The organism is Bradyrhizobium sp. (genome assembly GCF_030697065.1).
GTDB lineage: Bacteria > Pseudomonadota > Alphaproteobacteria > Rhizobiales > Xanthobacteraceae > Bradyrhizobium.
This window is the reverse complement of sequence record NZ_JAUYQU010000054.1, coordinates 1-2,901: the sequence shown is the minus strand read 5'-3', so window position 1 is coordinate 2,901 and position 2,901 is coordinate 1. Positions and strand designations below refer to the sequence as shown.

At 62.3% G+C, this 2,901-nt stretch carries 3 protein-coding genes and 1 tRNA gene; 1 reads left to right on the top strand and 3 read right to left on the bottom strand.

The window, feature by feature from the left end; all coding sequences use genetic code 11:
* Window positions 1-199: 199 nt before the first annotated feature.
* Window positions 200-1,453: a peptidase T gene (pepT, locus tag Q8R73_RS03670; protein ID WP_371126025.1), complete on the bottom strand. Its 1,254-nt coding sequence runs from the start codon at window positions 1,451-1,453 to the stop codon at window positions 200-202.
* Window positions 1,454-1,565: 112 nt separating this feature from the next.
* Window positions 1,566-1,865 carry an HU family DNA-binding protein gene (locus Q8R73_RS03665; protein WP_305718176.1) on the bottom strand — a complete coding sequence of 100 codons (300 nt, stop codon included), beginning with the start codon at window positions 1,863-1,865 and terminating at the stop codon, window positions 1,566-1,568.
* 224 nt (window positions 1,866-2,089) lie between these two features.
* Here Q8R73_RS03665 and Q8R73_RS03660 point away from each other — a divergent pair.
* Window positions 2,090-2,166: transfer RNA gene (locus tag Q8R73_RS03660), tRNA-Asp, on the top strand.
* Between the two features lie 116 nt (window positions 2,167-2,282).
* On the opposite strand, the gene Q8R73_RS03655 is transcribed toward Q8R73_RS03660, so the two are convergent.
* Window positions 2,283-2,477 (bottom strand): hypothetical protein, encoded by a 195-nt coding sequence (locus Q8R73_RS03655; RefSeq protein WP_305718175.1) that lies wholly within the window; start codon window positions 2,475-2,477, stop codon window positions 2,283-2,285.
* Window positions 2,478-2,901 lie beyond the last annotated feature (424 nt).

Below are 2,901 nucleotides of genomic sequence, written 5' to 3'. Positions count from 1 at the left end.
GTGCGCGACGCCGCGAAGGGTTCGATCCGCGAGGCGCTGGCGCCGTTCGCCAGCGGGCAGCAGGTGCGGCTGGGCGGCTCGATCTGGATGGTGACGGCGAGGGCTTCCTGAGCGTCGCGCCGGCCTGAAAAGGTATTATCGTAGGGTTGTCTTTTCGTTGCATGGGGTTGTTTTCGATATTTTGAGTCCGGGCCCTTGGTCAGGCCCGCTCCTCAAAAATCATCGCCAGATGCACGATGGTCTGCGCGGCCTTTTCCATGTCCTGCACGCTGACCCATTCCAACCGCGAATGGAACGCGTGCTCGCCGGCAAAGATGTTGGGGCAGGGCAGTCCCATGAACGACAGCCGCGAGCCGTCGGTGCCGCCGCGGATGGAAGTCCTCACCGGCGTGAGGCCGGTGCGGCGGATCGCTTCCATGGCGTTGTCGATGATCTCGGGATGACGGTCGATCACCTGCTTCATGTTGCGGTATTGCGGCTTGATCTCCAGCCGGTAGGTCGAATGCGGATAGTCCTTCATCACGTCCTGGACGATGTTTTCCAGCAAGGCTTCCTTCGCCTTGAGACCCGCGTCGGTGAAGTCGCGCACGATGAAGCCGATGGTGGCTTGCTCCAGCGCGCCTGAAATGCCGATCGGATGAAGAAAACCCTGCCGGCCCTCGGTGGTCTCCGGCGAGCATGTGTCTTTGGGCAGCCGCTCGATGATAGCGGCCGCGATCTTGATGGCGTGCTCCATCCTGCCCTTGGCGAAGCCGGGATGGGTGCTGACGCCTTCGATGGTGATGGTGGCGCCGTCGGCGGAGAAGGTCTCGTCCTCGATATTCCCCGCGGTTTCGCCGTCCATCGTGTAGGCGAAATCGGCGCCGAGTTTTTTCAGGTCGGCCCTGTCGACGCCGCGTCCGATCTCCTCGTCGGGCGTGAACAGGATTTTTATGGCGCCATGCCTGATCTGCGGGTTGTTCACCAGGAACAGCGCGGCATCCATGATTTCGGCCAGCCCGGCCTTGTTGTCAGCCCCGAGCAGGGTGGTGCCGTCCGAGGTGACGATGTCGTGGCCGATCTGATCCTTCAGCGCGGGGTGTTCAGCGGCCCGAATCACCTGGGTGGGATCGCCGGGCAGCACGATGTCGCCGCCGCGGTAGTTCCTGACGATCTGCGGCCTGACGTCCTTGCCGGTGCAATCGGGCGATGTGTCCATGTGCGAGCAGAAGCAGATCACCGGCACCTGCCTGTCGGTATTGGCCGGGATCGTCGCGTAGACGTAGCCGTGCGCGTCGAGATGGGCGTCGGCGAGGCCCATCGCTTGCAACTCGCCGGCCAGCAGCCTGCCTAAGTCTTTCTGTTTTTCGGTCGAGGGGCAGGTGGGGGAGGTCGGGTCGGACTGGGTGTCGATCGCCACGTAGCGCAGGAAGCGCTCGGTCACGGTATGGGTGAAGCCGATGGGCAAGACCACGATCAGAACCGCCTCAGGCCGGGAAAGCTGGATAGAACGCCGAAACGCCATTCCGGGGCCGGGTCGGCCGCGCCCGGAATGACGCCAGGTCAGGTGCGGGAAAACGCGTCCATCAGACGGCTTCCTTCAGCTCCTTGGCCGCGCGGAAGGCAACCTTCTTGCTGGCCTTGATCTGGATCGCTTCGCCGGTGGCGGGGTTGCGGCCCATGCGGGCGGCGCGCTTGCGCACCTGGAGGATGCCGAGGCCGACGATACGGATGCGCTCGCCCTTCTTGAGATGCTTGGTGATGCGGCCGACCAGGTCGCTCAGAATGGCTTCCGCCTGCTTCTTGGACATTTCCTGTTCTTCGGCGATCGCCGCCGCCAAATGCTTGAGCGTGACGGTGGTCGGTGCCGCTGCCTTCTTCGCCATATTTGGCCCTCCTCGTTGTGGATGCGCTGGAAACTGAGACGTATCAGGCCTTAAACGATTCGGTGACAAACTGACTACGCTGTTTTGCCTGCAAACAGGCGCTATTTTGCATCGACATCGCAAAAACGCCCGACTGGCGGGGGGATTCGCAACAACCTTGACTTGGAAGGAACGCGCCTTTATGCCGTCCCTTCGAAGCGGATCAGTCCGAGATCACGGCATCCGCGGGAGTAGCTCAGTTGGTTAGAGCGCCGCCCTGTCACGGCGGAGGCCGCGGGTTCGAGTCCCGTCTCTCGCGCCAGTGATCGCTGGATGGCTTCATTTTCCCAAAACAGCTCCAAACGCAAAAAGGCCGCCCCGAGGCGACCTGTTGCGATATTCCCCTGGAAATCCAGAGCTCTGGAGTTCCGGGCGCGGTTAGCGGACCAGCGATGCGTTGGAACTGGTCACGGTGATCGGCTTGCCGGCCTTCACGACCTGAGCGGTCTGGCTCAAATCCGTGGTGGTCCGCGCGGAGATCCCCAAAGCCGTTACCATGATGCCGGCCACGAGGGCGACGACCACGATCTTGAGATGGGTGGAACGGTCCGCCGAATGAATTGAGTGGTTCATCTGAGCCTCCAGGGCGACTTTGCCGCCGCGTCGTTGGGCAGATGAGTACGCTCGGACTGTTTCCGGATCGTTTCGTGGGTTCCCCAAAATGGTTTCGTCGACATTTCCGGGGGATTTCGGGGTAACCGCTGGCGGGAAGGTGGGCTGGCCGTGCCTCGCCGAAGGCACGCGCCGTCCGCTCATGGAGATTTTGCCTGACGAGACCTGGCAACCGAACCTCGGCGGGAACGTCGGCACGAGTCGCCTTTCCGAGTTATCCCGCCGCATGTAGCGGCCGGCAGAGGCATGGAATGAGCTTGTCTTGCGCGCCTTGTTGCGCTGCGCGAAGCCTCAGAACAATTCCAATTAACGAATCTGCGGCTCCAGAAACCGTGGAAAAGGGCTCCGCCGATGTCCGGCATCTTGCAGCATTACCTTCCTCTCG